Annotated in this window: 19 protein-coding genes and 1 pseudogene; 8 read left to right on the top strand and 12 right to left on the bottom strand. The window is 49.5% G+C overall.

The annotated features are described in order from the left end of the window. Positions 1–335: 335 nt before the first annotated feature. Positions 336–1,238: a lipoyl synthase gene (gene lipA / locus AC1S52_RS25560; protein ID WP_482031868.1), complete on the bottom strand. Its 903-nt coding sequence runs from the start codon at positions 1,236–1,238 to the stop codon at positions 336–338. An 80-nt stretch (positions 1,239–1,318) separates the two neighbouring features. Here lipA and AC1S52_RS25555 point away from each other — a divergent pair, with 80 nt between their 5' ends. Together AC1S52_RS25555 and AC1S52_RS25550 are read left to right on the top strand one after the other, a co-directional pair. Further along, positions 1,319–1,861: a peroxiredoxin family protein gene (locus tag AC1S52_RS25555; protein WP_482031867.1), complete on the top strand. Its 543-nt coding sequence runs from the start codon at positions 1,319–1,321 to the stop codon at positions 1,859–1,861. Positions 1,862–2,045: 184 nt separating this feature from the next. Continuing rightward, complete coding sequence (locus AC1S52_RS25550) at positions 2,046–4,727, top strand: DEAD/DEAH box helicase (protein WP_482031866.1); 2,682 nt, start codon at positions 2,046–2,048, stop codon at positions 4,725–4,727. 686 nt (positions 4,728–5,413) lie between these two features. Here AC1S52_RS25550 and AC1S52_RS25545 read toward each other — a convergent pair. Further along, on the bottom strand, positions 5,414–6,220 hold the full coding sequence (locus tag AC1S52_RS25545; RefSeq protein ID WP_482031865.1) for a potassium channel family protein: 807 nt from the start codon (positions 6,218–6,220) through the stop codon (positions 5,414–5,416). Between the two features lie 162 nt (positions 6,221–6,382). Next, positions 6,383–7,255 (bottom strand): DUF2382 domain-containing protein, encoded by an 873-nt coding sequence (locus AC1S52_RS25540; RefSeq protein ID WP_482031864.1) that lies wholly within the window; start codon positions 7,253–7,255, stop codon positions 6,383–6,385. Between the two features lie 644 nt (positions 7,256–7,899). Here AC1S52_RS25540 and AC1S52_RS25535 point away from each other — a divergent pair. After that, positions 7,900–8,547: a hypothetical protein gene (locus AC1S52_RS25535; protein WP_482031863.1), complete on the top strand. Its 648-nt coding sequence runs from the start codon at positions 7,900–7,902 to the stop codon at positions 8,545–8,547. Between the two features lie 199 nt (positions 8,548–8,746). On the opposite strand, the gene AC1S52_RS25530 is transcribed toward AC1S52_RS25535, so the two are convergent. The 3 genes from AC1S52_RS25530 to AC1S52_RS25520 form a co-directional block, all read right to left on the bottom strand. Further along, on the bottom strand, positions 8,747–10,036 hold the full coding sequence (locus tag AC1S52_RS25530) for a DUF389 domain-containing protein (RefSeq protein ID WP_482031862.1): 1,290 nt from the start codon (positions 10,034–10,036) through the stop codon (positions 8,747–8,749). Between the two features lie 87 nt (positions 10,037–10,123). Further along, positions 10,124–10,741, bottom strand: coding sequence for a DUF3611 family protein (locus AC1S52_RS25525; RefSeq protein ID WP_482031861.1), 618 nt, complete (start codon positions 10,739–10,741; stop codon positions 10,124–10,126). Positions 10,742–10,762: 21 nt separating this feature from the next. Next, positions 10,763–11,692 carry an S-layer homology domain-containing protein gene (locus AC1S52_RS25520; protein ID WP_482031860.1) on the bottom strand — a complete coding sequence of 310 codons (930 nt, stop codon included), beginning with the start codon at positions 11,690–11,692 and terminating at the stop codon, positions 10,763–10,765. A 260-nt stretch (positions 11,693–11,952) separates the two neighbouring features. On the opposite strand from AC1S52_RS25520, the gene AC1S52_RS25515 reads away from it, so the two are divergent. Beyond that, positions 11,953–13,017, top strand: a complete 1,065-nt coding sequence (locus AC1S52_RS25515; protein ID WP_482031859.1) for an AI-2E family transporter — start codon at positions 11,953–11,955, stop codon at positions 13,015–13,017. A 148-nt stretch (positions 13,018–13,165) separates the two neighbouring features. After that, on the top strand, positions 13,166–15,079 hold the full coding sequence (locus tag AC1S52_RS25510) for a cation:proton antiporter (protein WP_482031858.1): 1,914 nt from the start codon (positions 13,166–13,168) through the stop codon (positions 15,077–15,079). Here AC1S52_RS25510 and AC1S52_RS25505 read toward each other — a convergent pair whose 3' ends face one another. The 5 genes from AC1S52_RS25505 to AC1S52_RS25485 form a co-directional block, all read right to left on the bottom strand. Further along, positions 15,080–15,298 carry a hypothetical protein gene (locus tag AC1S52_RS25505; protein ID WP_482031857.1) on the bottom strand — a complete coding sequence of 73 codons (219 nt, stop codon included), beginning with the start codon at positions 15,296–15,298 and terminating at the stop codon, positions 15,080–15,082. It lies immediately after the preceding gene. Further along, entirely contained in the window at positions 15,295–15,477 is a 183-nt protein-coding gene (locus AC1S52_RS25500) for a hypothetical protein (protein WP_482031856.1), read from the bottom strand. Before AC1S52_RS25500 ends, AC1S52_RS25505 begins: the two co-directional genes overlap by 4 nt. A 454-nt stretch (positions 15,478–15,931) precedes the next feature. After that, the gene (locus AC1S52_RS25495; RefSeq protein WP_482031855.1) at positions 15,932–17,170 is read right to left on the bottom strand and encodes a serine hydrolase domain-containing protein; all 1,239 of its coding nucleotides are present in this window, start codon (positions 17,168–17,170) and stop codon (positions 15,932–15,934) included. A 41-nt stretch (positions 17,171–17,211) separates the two neighbouring features. Next, positions 17,212–18,792, bottom strand: a complete 1,581-nt coding sequence (locus AC1S52_RS25490) for an alpha/beta hydrolase (protein WP_482031854.1) — start codon at positions 18,790–18,792, stop codon at positions 17,212–17,214. A 404-nt stretch (positions 18,793–19,196) separates the two neighbouring features. Further along, the gene (locus AC1S52_RS25485; protein WP_482031853.1) at positions 19,197–19,355 is read right to left on the bottom strand and encodes a hypothetical protein; all 159 of its coding nucleotides are present in this window, start codon (positions 19,353–19,355) and stop codon (positions 19,197–19,199) included. Between the two features lie 323 nt (positions 19,356–19,678). On the opposite strand from AC1S52_RS25485, the gene AC1S52_RS25480 reads away from it, so the two are divergent. From AC1S52_RS25480 to AC1S52_RS25470, 3 genes and pseudogenes are all read left to right on the top strand, one after another. Continuing rightward, positions 19,679–20,308 carry a MarC family protein gene (locus AC1S52_RS25480; protein WP_482031852.1) on the top strand — a complete coding sequence of 210 codons (630 nt, stop codon included), beginning with the start codon at positions 19,679–19,681 and terminating at the stop codon, positions 20,306–20,308. 191 nt (positions 20,309–20,499) lie between these two features. Next, the gene (locus tag AC1S52_RS25475; RefSeq protein WP_482031851.1) at positions 20,500–20,685 is read left to right on the top strand and encodes a hypothetical protein; all 186 of its coding nucleotides are present in this window, start codon (positions 20,500–20,502) and stop codon (positions 20,683–20,685) included. Between the two features lie 372 nt (positions 20,686–21,057). Beyond that, positions 21,058–21,198 (top strand): annotated as a pseudogene (locus AC1S52_RS25470) (hypothetical protein); the annotation flags it as partial. Here AC1S52_RS25470 and AC1S52_RS25465 read toward each other — a convergent pair. Continuing rightward, positions 21,175–21,683, bottom strand: a 509-nt coding sequence (locus AC1S52_RS25465; RefSeq protein ID WP_482031850.1) for an IS630 family transposase, incomplete at its 5' end; no start/stop codon positions are given. The pseudogene AC1S52_RS25470 and the gene AC1S52_RS25465 overlap by 24 nt on opposite strands.

Below are 21,683 nucleotides of genomic sequence, written 5' to 3'. Positions count from 1 at the left end.
CCGCAAGGGTCTAGCGTTGGGGCTTCAAGTCTAGCGCGACGAGAATCGGTCAAACATTGCCTCCACTTCAAAAACCAACCGCTCCCCTTGCCACCCGTTTGCCATTGCTTGAAGACCCAATGGGATGAAGGTTGCGATTGACGACGAGATCGCATCGTTTTGGAGGGGGTGCGGGGGACGCAACCTGTTTTACTGGTGAGAACTGACAAAGCTTGTCTCGTGTAGTTCAATCGAAAAATTTCGTGTTATTTAATCCATCTTCCTAAGTTCCCCAGTTCTGAGGGGTTTTGAATGCTGCCACCCCAAAATTGGGGTTGGGGAGCGACTCCCCAGACTTATTGCATTCGTAGTGATTGTTCGTTAGTTCCAACTCTTGGATGCTGCTCCATGAGCATCCTGACCTGTTCTGCATGGTAAGAACTGCGGGTCAAGGGAGAAGACACCACCTGGAGAAAGCCCAGAGACTCACCATACTGCCGCCAAGAGTCAAACTGCTCTGGAGTCACAAAGTCTGCCACCCCCAGGTGTTTCTGGCTTGGCTGAAGGTATTGACCAATGGTGAGGATATCACAATCCACCCGCCGCAGGTCACGCATCACCTGTCTCACTTCCTCATCCGTTTCGCCCAATCCAACCATAATGCCGGTTTTGGTATACACCCAGGGAGCCAGTTGGCGGGAACGTTGCAGCAGTTCCAGCGATCGCCCGTAATCTCCCTGGGGGCGTACCCTGCGATACAACCGGGGAATCGTTTCAGTGTTGTGGTTCAGGACTTCTGGCTTTGCTTGCAAAATCAGTGCCAGTGCTTCCCAGTTGCCACACAGGTCAGGAATCAAGACCTCAATGGTGGTTGCGGGAGAAACTGCCCGAATGGCGCGAATGCAGCAATCGAACTGAGCCGCCCCCCCATCGGGCAGGTCATCCCGGTTAACGGAAGTAATGACAACATGGTTCAGTTTCATCCGGCGCACGGCTTCAGCCAAGCGGTCCGGTTCAGTCAGATCAAGGGGTTTAGGCTTTTTCTCAAAGTCAATGTCACAGTAGGGGCAGGCACGGGTACAAGCGGGACCCATAATCAAAAAGGTGGCAGTCCCGTTGTTAAAACACTCGCCAATGTTAGGACAGGATGCTTCTTCACAGACAGTATTTAATCCCAAATCACGCAAGATTTCCTTAACATTGCCCACCCGCTCCCACTGAGGAGCCTTGACCCGCAACCAATCTGGCTTAACAACCACTTTTTAACCCTGCCTGTATAACGACCCTATCTTAGAATAGCTTTTAGACGGTTCCTACACTCTACTCCCAACTCCTACCCATGCTGACCTCGACTGACTTTAGAGGGCTGTTTAGCGATCGCTTCTTCAAAAACTTCTTTCCAATTCCAGCCACCAGCCACCTGATCAAAGGCGTGTTTCCACCTGATTTTGAACTACCAGACATCACAAACGGGGGAAGCGTCAGACTGTCAGATTTTCGCAGGCAAGTGCCCGTTGTTCTCGCCTTCACACGGATTTTTACCGAAAAGCAATATTGTCCATTCTGCTTTCCCCACATCATGGCGCTGAATGAGTATTATGAGCAGTTTCAAGAGCGGGATGTAGAATTACTGATGATCACCAGCACTGATTATCAGCAGAGCAAAGGTGTTGTTCGCGATCTAGGACTCAAGATGCCCTTGCTGAGTGACCCCAGTTGCCAGGTTTTCCGGGCGTATCAAACAGGTCAGGCGTTGGGTGCCCCTCTCCCAGCTCAGTTTGTGTTGGACGAGGACGGCAGACTGTACTACAAGCACCTCTTCTCCTTCCTGGATCACAATGCGGAGGTTGAAATGTTGTTGCAAATGGTGACTCAGATTTAGGGATAGGTGTCAGGTGTCAGGTTTTATGTTTTAGGAAGGGGTGAAAGGGTGAAGGGGGAAAACCCATTACCTCTCAACTCTCAACTTCCGGTACTCGGTAATTGTCACCAATCTCCGGGCTGGGTTTAAGATCAAAATGCAGGATATAACTGGGTAGTGAGTACCACGATTGGATAATTTGGGCGTGAATTCCCCTACAGAATCAGGGTTGGAGCTGGAAAAGCTGTTTCCGTTTCGGTTAGATGACTTTCAGTTGCAGGCGATCGCAGCACTGGAAGCAGGGCGATCGGTGGTGGTGTGTGCGCCAACTGGCTCAGGAAAAACACTGATTGGGGAATACGCCATCCACCGGGCACTGGCAAAAGGGCGGCGGGTTTTTTATACCACTCCCTTGAAGGCACTTTCTAATCAGAAATTGCGAGACTTTCGGGAGCTATTTGGAACAGAAATTGTAGGACTGTTGACCGGGGATGTTTCTATCAACCGGGATGCCCCCATTTTGGTGATGACGACCGAAATTTTCCGCAATATGCTCTATGGGACTCCCATTGGTGAAGTGGGTACCTCCCTCATAGGGGTGGAAGCGGTTGTCCTGGATGAGTGCCACTATATGAACGATCGCCAGCGGGGCACAGTCTGGGAAGAATCCATCATCTACTGCCCACCCGAAATTCAACTGCTTGCCCTGTCTGCCACCGTTGCCAACAGCGACCAGTTGACCGACTGGATCGATCAGGTTCATGGTCCAACCGAGTTGATCTATTCCGACTATCGCCCGGTTCCCCTCCAGTTTTATTACTGCAACCCCAAAGGCATGTTTCCCCTACTGGATAGTAGCCAGAAGCGGATGAATCCTCAACTCAAGCCGAAAGGGGGTAGGGGGACGGTCAGGGGCGGCAACCGGCGGGGACCCCGACAGGAAGGACCGGGTCTGGCGGCGGTCGTGAGTCAACTGCGGCAGGATGATATGCTGCCTGCGATTTACTTCATCTTTAGCCGTAAGGGGTGTGATCAAGCAGTGGCAGAGATGGCTAAATTGCCGCTGTCGTTGGTGAATGGCGAAGAAGCCGCACGGTTGAAACAGCGAGTCGATGAGTTCCTGGCACGCAACCCGGAAGCAGGGCGGGTCGATCAGATTGAACCCCTTTATCGGGGAATTGCTGCCCACCACGCTGGGATCTTGCCTGCCTGGAAGGGATTAATTGAAGAACTCTTCCAGCAGGGGTTGATCAAGGTGGTATTTGCCACCGAAACCCTGGCAGCCGGGATCAACATGCCTGCCCGCACTACCGTTATTTCCAGCCTGTCCAAACGCACGGATATGGGTCACCGGCTACTAAATGCCTCCGAGTTCTTGCAAATGGCAGGACGGGCAGGACGGCGCGGCATGGATAGTCTGGGGCATGTAGTAACGGTACAAACCCCGTTTGAAGGGGTACGGGAAGCCTCTTACCTGGCAACAGTGGGATCCGATCCCCTGGTGAGCCAGTTTACGCCCAGCTATGGCATGGTGCTCAATCTGTTGCAAACTCACACCCTGGAAGAAGCCAAAAAACTGATTGAGCGTAGTTTTGGGCAATATCTCTCTACCCTGTATCTGCGCCCCCAGCAGCAGGCGATCGCCACCCTCAAAGCTGAACTCGCCCAACTTCAATCTCAACTGGAAGCAGTGGACTGGGATTTGCTGGCACAGTATGAAAAGCTCCAGGAACGGCTGAAGGAAGAAAAGCGGCTGTTGAAATATCTGCAAGACCAGGCAACCGAAGTTCGTGGCAGCGATATGCCGATCGCCCTTTCCTTTGCCATTGCCGGAACCGCCCTCAGTCTAAAGGGCAAGCATGTTCCCGTGGCTCACCCGCTGCCTGCCGTACTGGTTGCTAAGGTGCCTGGTTCGGGACAGTTTCCTTACCTGGTCTGCCTGGGACAGGATAACCGCTGGTACGTCATCACCGTCAACGATGTGGTTAGCCTGCGAGGGGAGATTCCCCGCATGGCTGAGGTCGATAATCTCAGTCCACCTGCCGAAATGCCGCTCAAACCGGGGCAGTCCCGCAGTGGGAACGAGCCATCTCGGGCGATCGCTCAACGCATTCCCGCCATCCTCTCTCCCCTGGAAGAAGCGTCCGAAGTGGTTGACCAACTGCAACGCCTTTCTGTGGTGGAAGCCCAGATTGAAATGCACCCGGTTCACCAGTGGGGCAACCGCACCACCATCTTGAAGCGGCAGAAGCGAGTAGGGGCGATTCAGGAGGAAATTCGCGATCGCGAAGAAAAGTTGGGTCGCCAGTCCCAACGCCACTGGGAAGAATTTCTTAGCCTGATTGATATCCTGCAATACTTTGGCTGTTTAGAGGAGTTGACCCCAACCATTACAGGACAGGCAACCGCTGCGATTCGGGGAGACAACGAACTCTGGTTAGGTCTATCGCTCATGTCAGGCGAACTAGATGAGATGGAGCCTCACCATCTAGCAGCCGCCTGTGCTGCACTGGTTACCGAAGTTTCCCGCCCCGATAGCTGGACTCGCTACAAGCTATCCGCCGAAGTTGAAAACGCTTTGGGAGGCTTGCGCGGTATCCGCCGCCGCCTGTTCCAGCTTCAACGGAAGCATCAGATTGCCCTCCCTGTATGGCTAGAATACGAACTGGTTGGCTTAGTTGAACAGTGGGCAATGGGGATTGACTGGCTCGAACTTTGCTCCAACACCAGTCTCGACGAAGGTGATGTCGTCCGCATCCTGCGCCGCACCCTGGACTTTCTATCTCAAATTCCCCACGTCCCCCACGCCTCAACCGAATTAAAAGCCCATGCGCGCGAAGCGATCGCCCTACTAGATCGGTTCCCGGTGAATGAAGGAGTGGAATAGGGAAAGGAGTGTTGGAAAATTGAGAGTTACCTGAACACAAAGCTTCCCCGACCTCGGAGTTTTTCAAAACCTCTGAGGCTAAGCCTGGGGCGTTACCTATACAAAACTGGCGTTGCTGAATCAGTCTATGATGGTCTGAGGAATGGGCACTTCTCGGAACTTGAGGTAGTGGAGTAACATACGCCTTCGGCGGGGCGTAGCCCTACGAATTGAATGCGCCAGCATTTCTACTGATAGAAGCTCGCCACAGCCCTTACCCACCTGATAGCGAGTTTTTGGGGCAAAGTTAGCGTAGCTGCAACGAAGTGCTATCCGATCGCTAGAGCAATTGAGGGATAAGGGATTCAGCAAAAAAACTTGGAAAATAGTAACTTGCCCGAAAATGACCATTTCTTGGTAAGTTTTAGCTAAATCATCGGAATTTTTCTGGATTCCTTGCACAGTAAAGCTTTTAAACGTTACGTGGCACTTCGTTGCAGCTATGCTCCCTTTACCCCTAGCACGAAGAAAAAAATAGCAAAGACAATCAATGCCAACGCCATATTTGGCAACAAAAAGATGAAGCCCTTTAGCATTGCCTGCATCTTGTCTAAGAGCGTTGATATTTCTGCATTCGTTGCATGATAGTCATAGTAAGCACTTGCACGATGGTGGAAATTAGGAGAACTAACTTCTTTCTGAGGTGGTTAATGCTCCTGTCTTAAGCTTTGAATCTCGGTTCGCAGGGCGGTAATTTCGGTTCGCAGGGCATCAATCGATCTTGCTCCAGCAATCTCTGCTTCGTCATCGTCAGCATCTTGTCCAATAAAGAATGTGGCTAACGTTGCTGTTAAATAGCCAAATACAGCAAACGCATACAGCGCCAGCAGAAAACAAAGGATGCGACCTTCTGCCGTTTTTGGAAAGTAGTCTGATCCCATTGTGGTCATCAGCATTGCTGTCCACCAAAGCGCAGTGCTGTAGTTATCAAATCCGGGCAAATCTGGAGCATCTTGCTCAAAAGCATACATTCCCGCAGCCCCAACCAGTGTGACGATTGCTGTCGTCATCACCACGTAGCCAAAGCCACGCCGCGCAAAGTTGGCTGTGAGCGATCGCATACTGCGATTGGTGCGAGTCATCACACGCAACAGCCGTAAGCCGCGAACTGCTCGCGTAGTTTGTAAAATCCGCAACACACGCATAAACCGCAACAGGCGCAGGGCGGGTAAAAGCAGTGCAATGGCTGTAATCCAGTTTGTTTTAAGATAAGCAGCCTTGCGGGGCGCAAGCGATAGTCTAAGAGTAAATTCCAGGATAAACACGCCCCAAATGACGACGCTAATTGCATCTAAAAGAGGAGTCAGTCCCCAAGTCAGTTCTACTATAAATAGACCGAGCCAAGCAACACTCAACACGAGCATGGGCAGTTCCAGCCAATCTTCAAGCTGCTGCAAGATTTGCTGTTGCTCATGTTCTATCGCTTGCTTTTCGGGTGAATGAAGTGAACTCATGCGAACAACTTGTCATGGTTAAGTTCAGATTGTGCATGGCAGCGTGAAAGCTAAGCCAAACTCCAGGCAGAGCTAGAGAGTAGCCCTGCCTGAAATGTTTTCCATGCTGAGTTCATTTCTTTCTAGCGCAGGCTCACTGTCTGACCGAGCTAGGGACGGTTTTTAAGCACGGCGGCGCTGCTTCGTTCCTTTGTCAACGACGGGATTCCCATCTGTGTCGATGTCTAGCTCTTCTCGGCGCAGTGTTTCTTCAGCGTTGACGGTGTCATGATCAACTTCTTTGCGGACGCTGATTTCTTCACGCACAAAGGCTTCTTTGTGGATGTCAGGCGTTTCTTCATACACGTCTACCCGAGCGACTTCGCCTTCCCGAAACGCTTCCGCACCGGGAGTAACGGCTGTACCAGCATCCGTTGGTGTGGTGCGCTCAATCACCACACGTTCTTTGTCGATGGGCACCGAAACTTTCGATGTTTCGGTTTCGACCCGCTTGCCGACGGCGACTTCGCCCGTTTTGGCGCGGGTTTTGCTCGCAATCAACCGCTCTTCGTACAGCTTAAGGTTCTGGTGATCTTGCTCGTTCATGTTGTACAAAGCAGGCTCTTGCTGGTACGAGTAGCTGTTGGGATCATAAGCAGCGGGGGCAGAAGCACGCTTATCTACAGGCACTGTACCCACTGGAGGGGTTGAGCGATAGACATTTCTGACGCGCTCTTCTTGGTCGTAGTCAATGGTTGCGTTCTCATCAAACTCGGGCAGATTTTCTACTTGAGTTTTGGTGAGACCATCGGCATACACGCGATGATCGCTATGAGAAATGCGCGATCGACCGATCGGCAGCAACACTTTTTTGCCAAAGATCCAGGCACCCGTGCTGACGACTAGATAGCGAAAGCTACCTTGCTCATCGACCAGAAGGTCGTCAACCGTACCAACTTTCTCCTTAGCGCTGTAAAGATCGAAGCCTACAATGTCTGAGTTATCAAAATGTTTGCGATAGTCTGGATCAAAATCCTTAATTTTAGAGAGAGCCATGTCAGTTTTCCTCTGATTAATTTGCTTGAAATGGTCTTAACACAATGGTGAATGATGTATCTGGAAATAATTTTGAAAATTGACTAGAGAAAAGTTATCAAAACTTAGCCAAAAACCGTTTCCATTTCGTGTTCTTGCGCCATTAATTTAACAAGTGAATATTTCTCTAACATCGCTCTAAGGACTGACTAAAACTCATGAAGATTAGAATTTCAGCAACTAAGACAAATAAACCAAAATAGTCTGTTTCTCTTGTAAGGCACATAACTGAAAAACTTTTTTAGTCAGAATATTCAAGCGGTAAGACTGTTGCGGACAAGCATTACATCAAATTCTGAATTGTCTAAATCATGCAACTTATACATCTTATACATCTTCTCAAGCAGTCTCTAAAAAAACTTGTATAAAGTGTAGAGAAAAACTGTTTCTAATTACAGATGTATGTCTTTCTACATGAAATTATCATGAGCCAATGTTTTGAGAAGTAACTCCAAGCATAAATAAATGCGGATAGATTCAAGCACTCACAATTTTCTTCTATTTCTTTCAATAGATTTAGCGTTGAGGGTAAGTCTATCTACTGCATTAGAAGTTGGTAAAGCTTCTCTAATAGTCTGATTCAACAAATAGGGAGTAAATGAACAATGGCTTATGCAGATAGACCGATGGAGCGTTTCAGCGATCACCCGGCGGCGATCGTGTCTGCTGACTACCACGATCGCGTGCGCTGGGGTCCAATTTTTGCTGGGTTAGTGGTCGCTATCAGTACACAACTGATTTTGAGTTCTTTGGGCGCAGCGATCGGCTTAACGACGATTGCTAATTCAGGTGCGCCTCGATCGGACGCAGGAGATGTAGGGTCTGCTGTTGGCATCTGGGCGATTATCAGCCTGCTGATCTCACTATTTGTCGGAGGGTGGGTGACGGCTCGCACCTGTGGACCGATGAGCAAAAGCACAGCTCTCTTAAATGGTGCAATTCTATGGGCAACCGTTTTAGCCGCCAGTGCTTGGCTTTTGGCGAGTGGGGTATCGGGTGCCTTTGGGGTACTTGCCTCGAATGCTGGGGAAGTTGCCAATCAAGTGCAGCAACCGGGAGGTGTTGGGATTCCTAACAATATTCCTGGCACCATTCCCAATGCCACAGCCGAACAAGCGCGTGATACCGCTGGTAATGCTGCTAAAGCAGGTTGGTCTTTTGTTCTAGGTTCTCTGCTAGGGTTAGTTGCCGCAGGGTTTGGCTCTACTGTTGGTGCTAGAAAGCCTCGCGCTATAACGGGCGTTCAAGAATAGAAAACGGGTCGATCGACTTGGAGCGCAATTGCCAGTTCGTAAGATTCAGGTTGAGGGGCTTTTCGCCCCTCTTTTTATTGCCAGCTAGTTGTTGCCAGCCAAGCACGTCAAACATGGTTCGATCCAACCAACAAAAATAGATTTGTCGGTCAACAAGGTATGCCAAGTTAATCTGCGATCGTCCTCCGACAAGCACCCGTCATGGTTTAACAGCAGGTGTTTCCAGCACAATCACGTTGACCAGGGGCATCGCATTGAAACCTTGTGCTAACAGGTGAGCTTGAATCGCTTGAGTCAGATCAGCGCGGATTTGTTCAGTCGATCGAGTCGCCTCTGGCTGACGCTGAACATACACCACACACAACAAGGTATTTTGCCCCTGAATATTGGCTCTGGTAAACCGCACATTGGACTCCACCAGTTGAACAGAATCACTTTGCTGTACAACCTGTTGCAATTCAGCATTTGCCCGCTGAGCACGACTAGAGCGTTCTAAGTTGGGTGGGCTAGAAAATTGCCAAACCAGCAAACCGACCAGCACGATCGCACTTAGCCCCACCGAGATTGGAAACACACCACGTTGCCCACGCTGATAACGCGCTCCTTTAATGGACAATCCTCCAAACAGGCGAAACAACAGTGCGGCAGAGAAATTAATGCCACCCAGTTGCAGCAGCAGTAAAAAGAGTCCATTGGTTGCTAAATCCCAACGCCCGATCGCCCCTGCCATGCCAACAATACCTGCGGGTGGAGCCAGCGATGCTGCAACGAGCATTCCAGTAGCGGCACCCGATACCAAACTGCTGCGATCTGACTGGATCAAGGTCAGCGCTCCCGCTGCTCCCGCTGCCAGCGGAATCAAAACTGAAACTGTGGAAATTTGGCTGCTGTCGATCATCAAATTGGATGGAATCTGCTGCTGGAGTATCCAACTGAGTAAAGCAGTGGTAGTAATCGTCACGCCCAAGGCGGCAAAATACCGGACAATACTGCGTCGAAGCAGTTGGAGATCGCCCCTTGCGGTTGCCAGAGCGGTGTTCATGGCGGGACCGGCAAACGGAGCCAGTAACATCGCGGCTACCAGGAGGTAACTTGTGCTGGTATACAAACCAATCCACACGACGACTCCGGCGATCGCCGCGTAGCTAATAAATCCTTTCCAAGACCCGGTACTTTGCAGACCTGAGAGAAAGATTTCGATCGGGCTACGCTCTTCAACATTGGTGACCTGATCGGGAGCAGCATCAGCGGGCGGATGCAGTGCCATGATCCCAGTGGGCAGCAGCGTAAAGCTTAAATCCGGTATATCTTGCAGTTGCTCAAGCAGCTTTTCAAGCTTGCCATTGGAAATATGCACAAATACCAAGTCCAACGGTTGCTGAACTCCCGTCGCTTCAATGGTTGCCAGGTTAGTGCCGTCACAGCCTTCCGCAATCTCTAAAACAGTTTTTCCACATCCCTGCGGCACTTGCACAAGAAGCTGTCGCATTGGCTTTTTTCCATCCTCTAACAGAAGCGCTTTTCCAATTCTTGGGCATCAAGCGATTAGCTCATTGAAGCTGAACTTATTGGTGAATTAACGATGCAGCCATTCAAACACGCTCAGAGAAGCAACAGCACCCACAAAATGGGCAGCAATGCCGCTCATGTTTGCCATTGCCACCATGATATCGATCGATCGAATTACACGAGTCGGATCGTAAATAGCAACACTTTGAGGCTGAGCGATCGCTTTGGAGAACAGTACCCCTAACGTCGCGCCTCCACCTAGGATCGTCAGCAGCATTCCGACGAAGCCAACGATCGCGCTTAAACGTAGGACTTTCATGACCTCTGATTTTGCAGGATGTTTCATAGTGTCTGCATGGCGCAACCGTTTGGCAAATCGTGTTTGACGAAAAGCAAAGTAAATTCCCCCCAGCAGCACCAGAATGCCACAGACTGCCCAAAAGATGCCAATGCCAATGCCTGGAGTGACACCCCGGTTGAGATTCGCGCCAATACCGGGAGCCACACCCGGTGGAAGAGCAGTCGCCTGACTGAAATTTCGACCCGCGATCGCAAACACAACCATTAATAAAGCAATTGCGCCAAAGCCAATTTGGGCAGAGAGCCCAATCCACCCAGTCACGCGCAAAACGTTGCCAATTTTTTCGAGTTTCGACTCCAGTGATTGTTTTTCAACCGTTTGCATAAAAGCTCTCTCTCAATAAGACTAACGACCCACTACATATTGAGCCGCTGGTTGGGCTGCGATCGGTGCAGTTTTACCTTGACTGACCAGTGCCTGATGAATGAATGCCGCGACTTCACCGCGAGTTGCAGGTCGGGTTGGGTTCAACACTTGTAGATCGGGATAGTTGACAACAATTCCGGCTGCGGTTGTTGCAGCAACATCATTCACTGCATACGGAGGAATCTGCGCGGCATCTTGATAGTAGTCGCTCACAGCTAGAGAAACTGGGCGTTGCGAAGCGTTGCTGCTGGCTGGAGCAGTATTGGCAGCGGCAGTTGCTCTGGTTGGAGTTGCCATTAACGGCTGCATCAAGGTGGTCATAGCGAGGGGAAACATGAGCGGTCTTTTGGCACGCCGACGAGAGGCAGGCTGCACCGGGGCAGGTGTTGCTGCCACTGCTACAGGTTTGTCAACAGCGGCTGTGGTCGCAGGCAGATTTAAGTTCTGAGCCAGCGAAACTAATACTTCAACTCTAGAAATAGATTGATTCGGACGAAACTCTCCACCGGGATAGCCTTTCATAAATCCCATTTCATAGGCTTCTTCTATAGCGGGAGCCGCCCAATAGCCTTTGGAAACATCTGTGTAAACGCTGCCGCTAGCAATGCTTCGTTCCGCAGGTTGAGAAAAGGCTTGCCGCAAAATTGCCGCAAATTCATCGCGATCAACTGGTTGTTCAGGGCGGAAGGTATTGTCAGGATAGCCTGTGACAATATCGCGTTCTGCCAAATTGTGAATGAAGGGCTGTGCCCAATAATTTTGTGTATCGGGAAAGCTCGTATTCGTAGATGAAGTCGCTAGTGCCGGAGTCAAAGTGGTAACAAGATAAGGTGCAATTGCGCCCGCTGCAAGTCCTAAAGTGAGCAGTGTTACGCTTAATGTTGAGGTGTACCGAGAACAAAGCTTCATTACTGTTTTCCTAAATCTGTCATTTCACCCGAACATTAATCATTAATAGGATCAAAGTCGTGTACCTTTTGAGCCAGATAAGTCATTAAACAGTTACTATATTTACTTTTTACACTAATATCCCTCATGAGATAGAGCGCGATCTATTTCTTGTGGTAGAAATCCTTTAAACAAAGCTGAACCAAAATTAGCAGGAATCAGAAGGTTGATAAGGTGTAGATTGAGCAGCTTGTCTCTTCTACTCAGCCAAAGGCGTAATTTTGACATTAGGACGCTGGATTGGATTGCTTTCGCTAGTGATTTCGCTTTATGTGCTTTGGCAAATTCGAGCGATCGTGCTGCTGTTTTTCATGGCGATTATCTTTGCTGTTGGGCTGAACCGAGTTGTACGTCGATTTCAAAAATCTAGACTTAAACGAAGCGCTGCGATCGGGCTAACAATCGCGCTCTTCGTCGTAGTTTTAGGACTGCTTTTGGCTTTAGTGGCTACCCGGATTACTGAGCAATTTGACCAACTGGTCGAACTGATTCCAGGTGCGATTGCACGAGTTGCAAGTCTCAACTACTGGTTACAGGAGCAGATTCCCGGTCGGATAATTAAAAATCTTCCTAGCTTGAATGATCTGAGTGTTCAGCTTCAGCAAGTAGCAAACTGGGCGATTATTCATTTCTATCAAGTTTTCTCTAATTCTTTATCCCTCTTGCTCAATGGTTTATTGCTAACTGTATTAACGCTAATGTTACTGGTAAATCCAAAGCCGTATCGCAATCTATTGATTCAAGGATTTCCCGCATTCTATCGCCAGCGCGCGGATAGCATTCTCTCAAAGTGCGAGGTTGGTTTAATTAATTATCTGGGCGGGATTGCTTTGAGCATGGCTTTCATTGGTGTTGCCTCAACGGTAGGTTTGCTTGTGCTCCAAGTTCCCTTACCCTTTGTGAATGGGTTCATTGCAGGTATATCGGCATTCGTTCCCTACCTTGGGGCGATCGCCAGCGTTGTTCCACCCACTCTACTCGCGCTGCTGGATTCTCCCTGGAAAGCGATCGAAGTCTTGCTACTGTATTTTGTAATTCAGCAGGTTGAAGGCAACCTGATTACGCCCATCATCATGAAGCAGCAGGTGTCTCTCCTACCCGCAACAACACTGGCTTTACTGACTGCCTTGGGAACATTCTTTGGTGTTTTAGGATTATTTTTGGGATTACCGATTTTAGTGGTTGCACAAATCTGGCTCAAAGAAGTGTGGGTGAAAGATGTTTTAGACCGATGGACAGTTCCTCAAGAACTAACTTCAAGCCAATCTGCACCACATACGCGTTAGCTTTTCAGCCGTAATTAAAGCCGTAGTTAAAGCACTGCCTCATCTGAATCCTTTGGTGCCTTAACCCTGCAAAACGAAATCGGCATCATCTCGCTACAATGATCGCCTTAGCAGCGTTAGATCAGCTTACCTTAACAGATTGCTTTGAATGGAAGATTCCTTACCAATTACAGTTCTCATTAGCACAACCGTAATGGTTGGTATCGGTGCTCAGGTTTTAGGCCGATGGCTTCGGATTCCGGGCATTGTGTTACTGCTGCTATTGGGTATCTTTTTAGGCTCCAGTGGCTTAGGGTTGCTGGAGCCGTCGCTTCTGGGTAGCGGCTTAGAAGTCGTCGTTTCTCTAGCGATCGCCTTGATTCTCTTTGAAGGAGGATTGAACCTACAGATTCGTGATCTGAGCAGTGTCTCGGTTAGCCTTCGCAATCTGGTGACAGTCGGAGTGCTGATTACATTTTTAGGAGGGGCGATCGCTGCCCATATATTGAATCAGTTTCCTTGGGCGATCGCCTTTCTCTACGCCTCGTTAGTGGTAGTAACGGGTCCAACCGTTGTGACTCCCTTGCTGAAACTCGTTGGAGTGGAACAGCGAGTCGCCACGCTCTTGGAGGGCGAGGGAATCCTGATTGATCCGCTGGGAGCAATTGTGGCGGTGTTTACCCTCACGATTGTGTTGAGTCAGCATGAGGTGCCCTTGGTTCTGGTTGGAACGGCAATACCCTTGCTGCTGCTGAAAGGATTAGGGCTGAGGCTAGGGATTGGCACCGCGATCGGGCTAGTTGGCGGCGGCTTGCTAAGTCTGTTGCTGAAGCAATCCAAATCTTTACCACAAGAATTGAAAAATCTAGTCGTACTTGCGGCAGTGTGGGGAGCTTTCAGTCTGGCACAAGCGTTGCGAAGCGAGTCAGGTTTATTGGTTGCTGTGCTGATGGGTGTGGTCTTGCGGGCATCTGCTATTCCCGAAGAACGCTTGATCCGGCAGTTTAATAAGCAGTTGGGGATTCTGGCAAATTCGGTGCTGTTTATTTTACTGGCGGCTGATTTGTCGATCGCTAGCATCCTTGATTTAGGTTGGGGAGGTGTCTTGACGGTGCTAACACTGATGCTCATCGTGCGTCCCATCAACATTCTGCTATCAACCTGGAATCGGAGCTTTAGCTGGAAACAGCAGTTCTTTTTGTCCTGGATTGCTCCCCGTGGCATTGTCGCTGCATCAATGGCATCCTTATTTGCACTTTCCCTCGCAAAAGCAGACATCGCAGGGGGCGAGGCAATGAAAGCGCTCGTTTTTCTCACCATCCTGATGACAGTCTTGATTCAAGGACTCACAGCAGGCTGGATTGCCCGCTGTCTGGGGTTACAGACAACGCAGGTCAGAACCGCTATTGTGGGGAATACTCCGTTGAGTCAACTGCTAACCCAGCTACTTCAACAGCAAGGAGAAACAGTGGCGTTGATTGACCTCAACGCTAGCGATACTACTCCAGTTCAGCTCGATGACATTCCTGTAATCAGCAAATACTTAGATCTGGAGGAACTAGAGGCAGAGGGGATCGCATCATTGAGCACTTTTTTGGCGCTGACTAACAATCCAGAACTAAACGGTATTTTGGCGCAACGGGCTTTAGAATTATTCCGTCCCGATAAAGTAGCCACGTTATCTCAGCCCTCATTAAATCGTGGAGATCACCCCAGTTTTGCTACAACAGGCATTAAGGTTGCTTTTGCAGCCCACGTTTCTCTTGATCGGTGGAATCAGGCTCTCACTAAGAAGGACGTGGCGCTGTTCGAGGTGGTGTTGCAGGCAGAGGACTTTGCCTCACAGCAAGCTGAATTACAAGCCTGCATCGCAGCAGGTGATTTGCTGCCGCTTTTGCTGCATCGAGCCGAGCAGTTACAAATTATGCTCGCTGATGAACCCTGGCACATGGGCGATCGCATCACTTTTTTGCTGGATAAAGCCTCATTTTCCAAAATACCGATGTTGAGCCAGAGCCGCTCGACTCTCTTACCATTACCAGATCAAGCACTCTCAGAGCCAGTTTTGCTGCAAACAACGTAATTATTTAGGATAAGCAATCCGTCTATGGTGAAACTGCTGCCAGACCTGCACAAAAATGTGGGAGATTTGCGAAAGTTCCTGCCGCGTCAGCCCGGAATCAACTAACTGCTGATCTTGCCAGCGGGCTTTCAGAATTTTATTCACCATTGCCAGTGCCTCTGCTGGCGTTGCCTCTCCCAAGGAGCGCAGTGCCGCTTCACAGGCATCTGCCAGCATCACAGTTCCCGTTTCCCGCGATTGTGGGATGGGTCCGTCGTAGCGAAAATCTGCTTCCTGAATGACGTTCCCAAAGGATATGTGCTGTTGGTCCTGATGGTAAAAGAGGCAATTAAAATGGTGCCCTGGTGTTCTGGAATAAACGCTTGAATGGCACCGGGAAGCTTATTCTGACTTGCCATTACCAACCCTTCACTTACGTGTTTTTTGATGATCTCGGCACTTTTTCACGGGTTATTGATCGCGTCGTGTTTATTCGGACCGCCCATCTGATTTTCCAATAAAGGCAAGAGGATCATGCGGCTTACCGGTAGTGTTTCAAATATGTGGTTGACATCTGGTAGGAGCATTGCAGTGCAATGCTCCTACGGAATATAAACAACAGGTCTAGAACACTACCGTTTTAGTAGAGATGCTGATTGTGCCTGAGTTGCAGCCGTGAGAGATAGACAAAAAAGGAGCATAGCCCAGCAGGGCAGTCTTATCAGATTAACCATCATCGTTTCCTTCTGATTCAAAACATAGAGGGCTTACGCCTAAAGGATTCAGCTCTCCGGCTTCCGAAAAAAACTCAAGATTGTAGGGCTGACTCTGCGATAGAAGCCGGAGACTTTTGTGTCAGTTCTGAGATCGCTTTCACTTCTGCTTGAGTTGAGCAACAATCAGCCTTGCCAGGTTATCGGCGGGAGAAATTCCCTGGGTATTCTCCTGCACATTGACCAGCACAATGACGGTGGCATCCTGCTCCGGGATATAGCCCATAAAGCTTTGATAACCCGGAAGACTGCCATTGTGACCGATCGCCCCGTTGTAACTGGCGATCGCAAACCCATACTTCAGCGGCACACCCTGCCACTGCCCTGGTGCTTCGGATGTGATCGTTGTCCATCGCAAGCGTTCTGTTTGAGCCTTCCGGCTCACCAGCCCACCCGTTGCCAGCAGTTTGGAGTAGCGATGCACATCCTCCATTTTTGAAATGATTGCTCCCGCTGCCCATCCCCAGGAAGGATTCCAGTCCGTGACATCTTTTATTGTGGGGGTCGGTTTGGCATCCATGTCATACCAGTAACCGTGAGCGTGGGGCGTCGGGATTGTGCTATCGGTGGGAAAAATCGTGTGTCGCAGCCCAATTCGTTTCAGGATGCGCCTGTCAACTTCAGTGTGCAGAGGATTGCCAGTAACTTTCTCGATGATGAGTCCCAGCAGAACGGTGTTCGTATTGGCATAATGAAAGCCTTGATCAGGTAGAAAGTATGGCTTGTTGCCTGGTTGAAACGCAATTTCAATCAACTCTTGAGGGTTCCACGCACGTTGGGGATTGGAGAACAAAGTCTTTTGAAAGGTCTTATCCTCTGAGTAGTTGAACAAACCACTCCGCATATCCCCCAGTTGCCGGATCGTAATCTTGTCTCCATTGGGAACGTTGGGTAAATATTTGGCAACAGGGTCTTTGAGGCTCAGTTTGCCCTCATCTTCTAGTTGCAAAATGACGGTGCCTGTAAACGTTTTAGTGATGCTACCAATCCGCATATAGTCAGTAAGTTTGAGCGGAGTCTTTGTTGCCAGATTTGCAACTCCTCTCGTGGCAATCCAGGGTGGCTGATCCTTTACCCAGACGCCAATCATCGCACCCGGAACACCCAACTCCCTGAACCGTTGGGTCACCGCCGGAGCCAGCTTTGCTTCCAGGCTATTTTGGGCCGCGATCGCCCGATTCATCGGAGCCGGATTAGAACGAACATCGGGCTTAGCAGAAATCTGCGTGGGGAGTAGCAGGGTACCGAACCATCCCATTGCCAACGCCACACTTGCAGAAAAGATCTGGCTCGGATGTCTGAACTGAAAAGTACTGCGAAATAGATTTGATAGTTTCATAAGTTGAGCAGATAAAGGTAAAGGCAAAACAGGTTGGCATCTCAACGGCTTGAGGTTGGAGTGAAGGGTTGATAATCCTGTTTACAAATGGTTCCCTCTGGCGGTAGCTGACCCTTGATGAAGTAGTTGGTGATGTATCCACTAGCGCATTGGCTGGGATTTAAGAAGACAGTGTGCCCATAGCCATCAACAGTCAGTAAGCGAGCACGGGCAAGCTCACGAGCCATGGCAACTGACCCTTCATAAGGCGTGGATGGATCGTAGGTGTTCCCAATCACCAGGATGGGATTGGCAGTCGGACGATTCCACGGTCCTGTGTAACGGTCTGCCGACATCGTGGGCCAGGTGGCACAAGCCTGGTCTCCCCAAGATGCATTAGACCCCATTGCACCTGCTCGCTGAAAGGCACCAATAGCCTGTTGACGGTAAAACTCTGGGTCACGCGGATTGAGGGTATCGGCACAGCCTACCGAAAAGAACCCAATATCCGGTGCGATGACAGGAATGGTCGCAGGATCGGGGGAGGGTGCCGCTGGAGCCTCCCACGTTTTTTGTAGCAGTTCGGCAGCACTTGTCCATCCTTTGAACCCACCAAATTTCTTTACAACGAAAAGATCACCACTTAAGGCATCAATCAGCACCGCGTAGGTGAGGGTTGTCTTTTCGTCAATGACCACTGGTTGTTTGCGTAATTTCTCTAACAGAGTGGCGAATTTTGCCTGGGTTGCCTGCGCACTGCCAGCGGAAAACGCACAGCGATCGCGAGAAGTTTGCCCACATAGATCCAGCAACCTTTTCAAGGTTTTCGCACTACCCAGGTCTGAGCCAATTCGTAGTGAGATACTGAAACGGGCATCAGGCTTGCCGCCATTGTTCCAGGCTCCTGCTGGGTCAATGTTGCCGTCCAACACCATTGCCCGAACTTTGTCGGGAAACAGATTGGCATAGACTGCTCCCAGGTAGGTGCCATAGGACAACCCGATGTAGTTCAACATTGGCTCACCGACAGCGCGACGGAGCAAGTCCATGTCTTTTGCGACATCGGTCGTAGAGACATGAGCGAGTAATTTGCCACTCTGCCGTTCACACAACTGACCGAGACGGGTATATCCCTGAATCCAGGTGTTGATCTCAGAGTCACCGACAGGAAATCCCTGAGGCAGTTGAGCGAAAAAGCGATTCCCTTCCTCGTCATTAGCAAAGCATTGCACCGCTGTACTATCGCCAATGCCACGCGGGTCAAAGCTGATGATATCAAAGCGTTTCGGCAACTCGGTTGGAAACTGGCTGAACCAGGCAGGAAGATCTTCTGTGCCTGCGCCTCCAGGACCACCCGGATTGAGGAAGAGGGCACCAAGCCGACGGATCTGATCCGTGGCGGGATGTTTAATGACTGCAAGCCGAATGAATTCGCCTCCCGGATTTTGATAGTCGAGCGGAACTTGAGCTGTGGCACATCGAAACCCCTTCTGAGCAGGGTCAGGGCAGGGTTTCCAGTTGAGCTTGGGTACTGGAGGAGTGGGTGCCGTTGCAGGGGCAGCATTGCTGGTAGGTGCAATGGCTAAGGGAAGCATCAATCCGCAGGTAACCAGAACAACTTTGAAGCATTGGGTGAGTGCCATAGTATCCTGTAACGAAGCTGGCAGTTGGTAGAGCAACGTTGAATTTTATACCAAGAGGCTAAAAGTCAGTAAACCAGATTTTTGGCAGCAGTCGCCAAAAACATTTGTTAAAAAAATTAAAAATGCGATAGCTCAAATCTTGTAGCAGTGTCAGAAACCGGGTTTCTTGCCATTAACTCAACCTGAAAACCCTGATTCTTCGTTCAGAAACCCAGTTTCTCAAGGCTTGTTGAAAATGGTGCAACATCTAAGCTAAATTCACGAGCAAGATTTTTAACAATCTCGGTGATTGCAGCTTTTAACGGTGGCAAACCTTCTTGAACCGTTGTCCAAACGATATTTAAGTTCAATATCCGCAATCGCCTCCAGAATATCCTGCAAAAATTCTGAAAGCTGCTGTTCGGTTACAAGTAAACAACTTCTGATAAGACCCGCTTTCGAATTCTGGGCATTAAGCCGTTTTTGGTCACCACACCTACCTTCAGCCCTGTCAAGTTACTGAGATAATCACGTAGTTCTACCAGCATAAACAGGGTCGGAGCCTGTTCATAGTCGATCAACACATCAATATCGCTATCTGTTGTCTGCTCACCACGGGCATAGGAGCCAAAGATGCCGAGTTAAGTCACCCGATAGTGTTCTCCAGCAGTGGTTTGTTTTGACTGAGAATTTGCTTGAGTTCTTCCAGGGTCTTCATTTCAATCAATTCTTGCCGTGTGGCAATCCTATCATTGGGAATGAAGGGCGATCGCGACCAGGAAAAGCAGGGGCGATACTCATTGCCTGTTTCAGAGGTTGCTACCAGGAAATTTCAGATGCGATTGAAACATATGGGGATAATCCGGCACAATCTGACAACGGCTAACTTGAGATCAGGGGTTTTTCTATGTTCGGGCATGTGATTGGCGATGCGGTGACACTCTTTGTGATTATTGACCCGATCGGGCTGGTGCCGCTTTTTCTGGCAATGACCAAACAGGAAACTCCTCAGAGCCGCAGCAAGATCATCCTCAGAGGGGTGATTATCTCTGGAATTATTCTTCTGAGCTTCATTGTCCTTGGGCAATTTCTGCTTGACGAGTTGGGCATCAGCCTGCCCGCCTTTATGATTGCCGGAGGAATCATCTTGCTCATTATTGGGCTAAAGATGGTGCTGGAGGATGAACCCGAAAAACAATTGACGGGCACCCAACCCAGTCCCGACGAAGCAGCCACCCACGATATCGCGGTGTTTCCCCTGGCAATGCCCTTTATTGCCGGACCAGGGGCAATCATGGCAGTGGTATTACTCACCGACAACGACAAATTCACCATTTCTGAACAGGCTGTAACGGCAGGTGTCCTGATTGGAATTCTGTTTTTGACGTATCTGATTCTGCTGACCTCCGAATGGATGCAACAGATTTTGGGAAATACGGGGGTAAATGTTGTGACCCGCGTCATGGGTCTGATTGTGGCGTCTCTGGCAGTCGAGAAACTTCTGGAAGGGATTAATCACTTCTTTTTTGGGAAATGAGGGAGTGGGGAGTCAGAAGTTAGAAGAAACGAGGAAAAAGTAGTCAATGACCGATGACCAACAACCGATGGCTAACAACCGATAACCAACAACCCATGACCCATGACCTATAATCCAGTCTTGCCGTCACCTACGCTGACATTGCCGCAGCGGCAGAGCGCTTGCAGTGAAAGGCTCACCATATGCCCGTGATGACTTCTACCACCGTCGATCGCCTGACCCAGGAGCCGGTGTTTTTCCAAGTACGACAACTTTCAACGGGCAGGCGCTTTCAAATTCCGGGGTACCTACAATGGGATGGCACAACTGTCACCGGAACAGCGGCAGCAAGGTGTGTTGGGGTTGAGCCGAGATACGGGCAAAAAAGTGCAAGATGAGCTGAAAAGCCTTATCCAGATTGAGTCTTAGAAAATCTATCGAAGTGAGGCTCAGTATCAGGACTTCTGTCGAGGAGCGCAGAAGTGCCACGAGAGAATGCAGGCTTCAGCCGTTAAAAACGCATCAAAAGAGGCTGTATACTACTGATTTTTGATTAGTACTTGGGTCAGAAGTAGTCCAAATCTTTACTATTCAAGGGTTTTAGCAGGGGAGCTTAAACTAACTATTTCCTGAAACTCCTACAGGTAAAGAGTTATGGCTTCATGTTGCACTTTTTTGGTCGTATGTGGCTCGACCCCAAATTGCGCTCAAACTCCGCTAATGCACCAAACAAGTGAAAGATAAGCTTTTGAAATGACCCCGCCTGCACCTACATCTACCTCGAAAACGAGATGCGAGACCATACCCTGTTCCAAGCCATCTGCCGCACGAACCGAACAAGGACTGCGGTGAGCGCGTTGGGGCAGAGCATAATTGGTAATACCAATTTAAACAGTATTCAGGGCAGATAGGGCATCGAGAATAAATGCATACCCTGTGATGGAAGCAATTAGCTCAGGAGTTAACTGAGCAATCAGTTGATCAACTTTAAGTTGGAGTTGGTCGAGTGTTTTGAAGGAAGCCCATGTGAGGTCTGCCTTGAGATATTCCCACAACCGCTCAATCGGATTTAACTCAGGACAATAAGGGGGTTGAAACAGCAAGATGATATTCTCTGGAACCACTAAATCCTTTTCCTTGTGGAACCGTCCCTGGTCAAATTGGAGAATAATTAAACTGTCTGGGTAAGCGTTGGAAAACTCAGAGAGAAATCGTTTATAACACTCGGTATATACATGACAGAACTGAAAGAAGAAGGATTCTCCCGTCGCCGGTTCAACCGCACCGTAGAGCCAAAAGGCTTTGAACAACCACTGCCATTGCCCAATCGGTTTGATGCCACACGCCGTAATCAATCGTCCAATTAAGGTTTTCAGTCCAAAGCGGCTCTCGTCTT

This window comes from Kovacikia sp. CALU 1929 (assembly GCF_056784235.1).
Note: the sequence above shows the minus strand (reverse complement) of the source record. Positions and strands in the feature narration are given on the sequence as shown.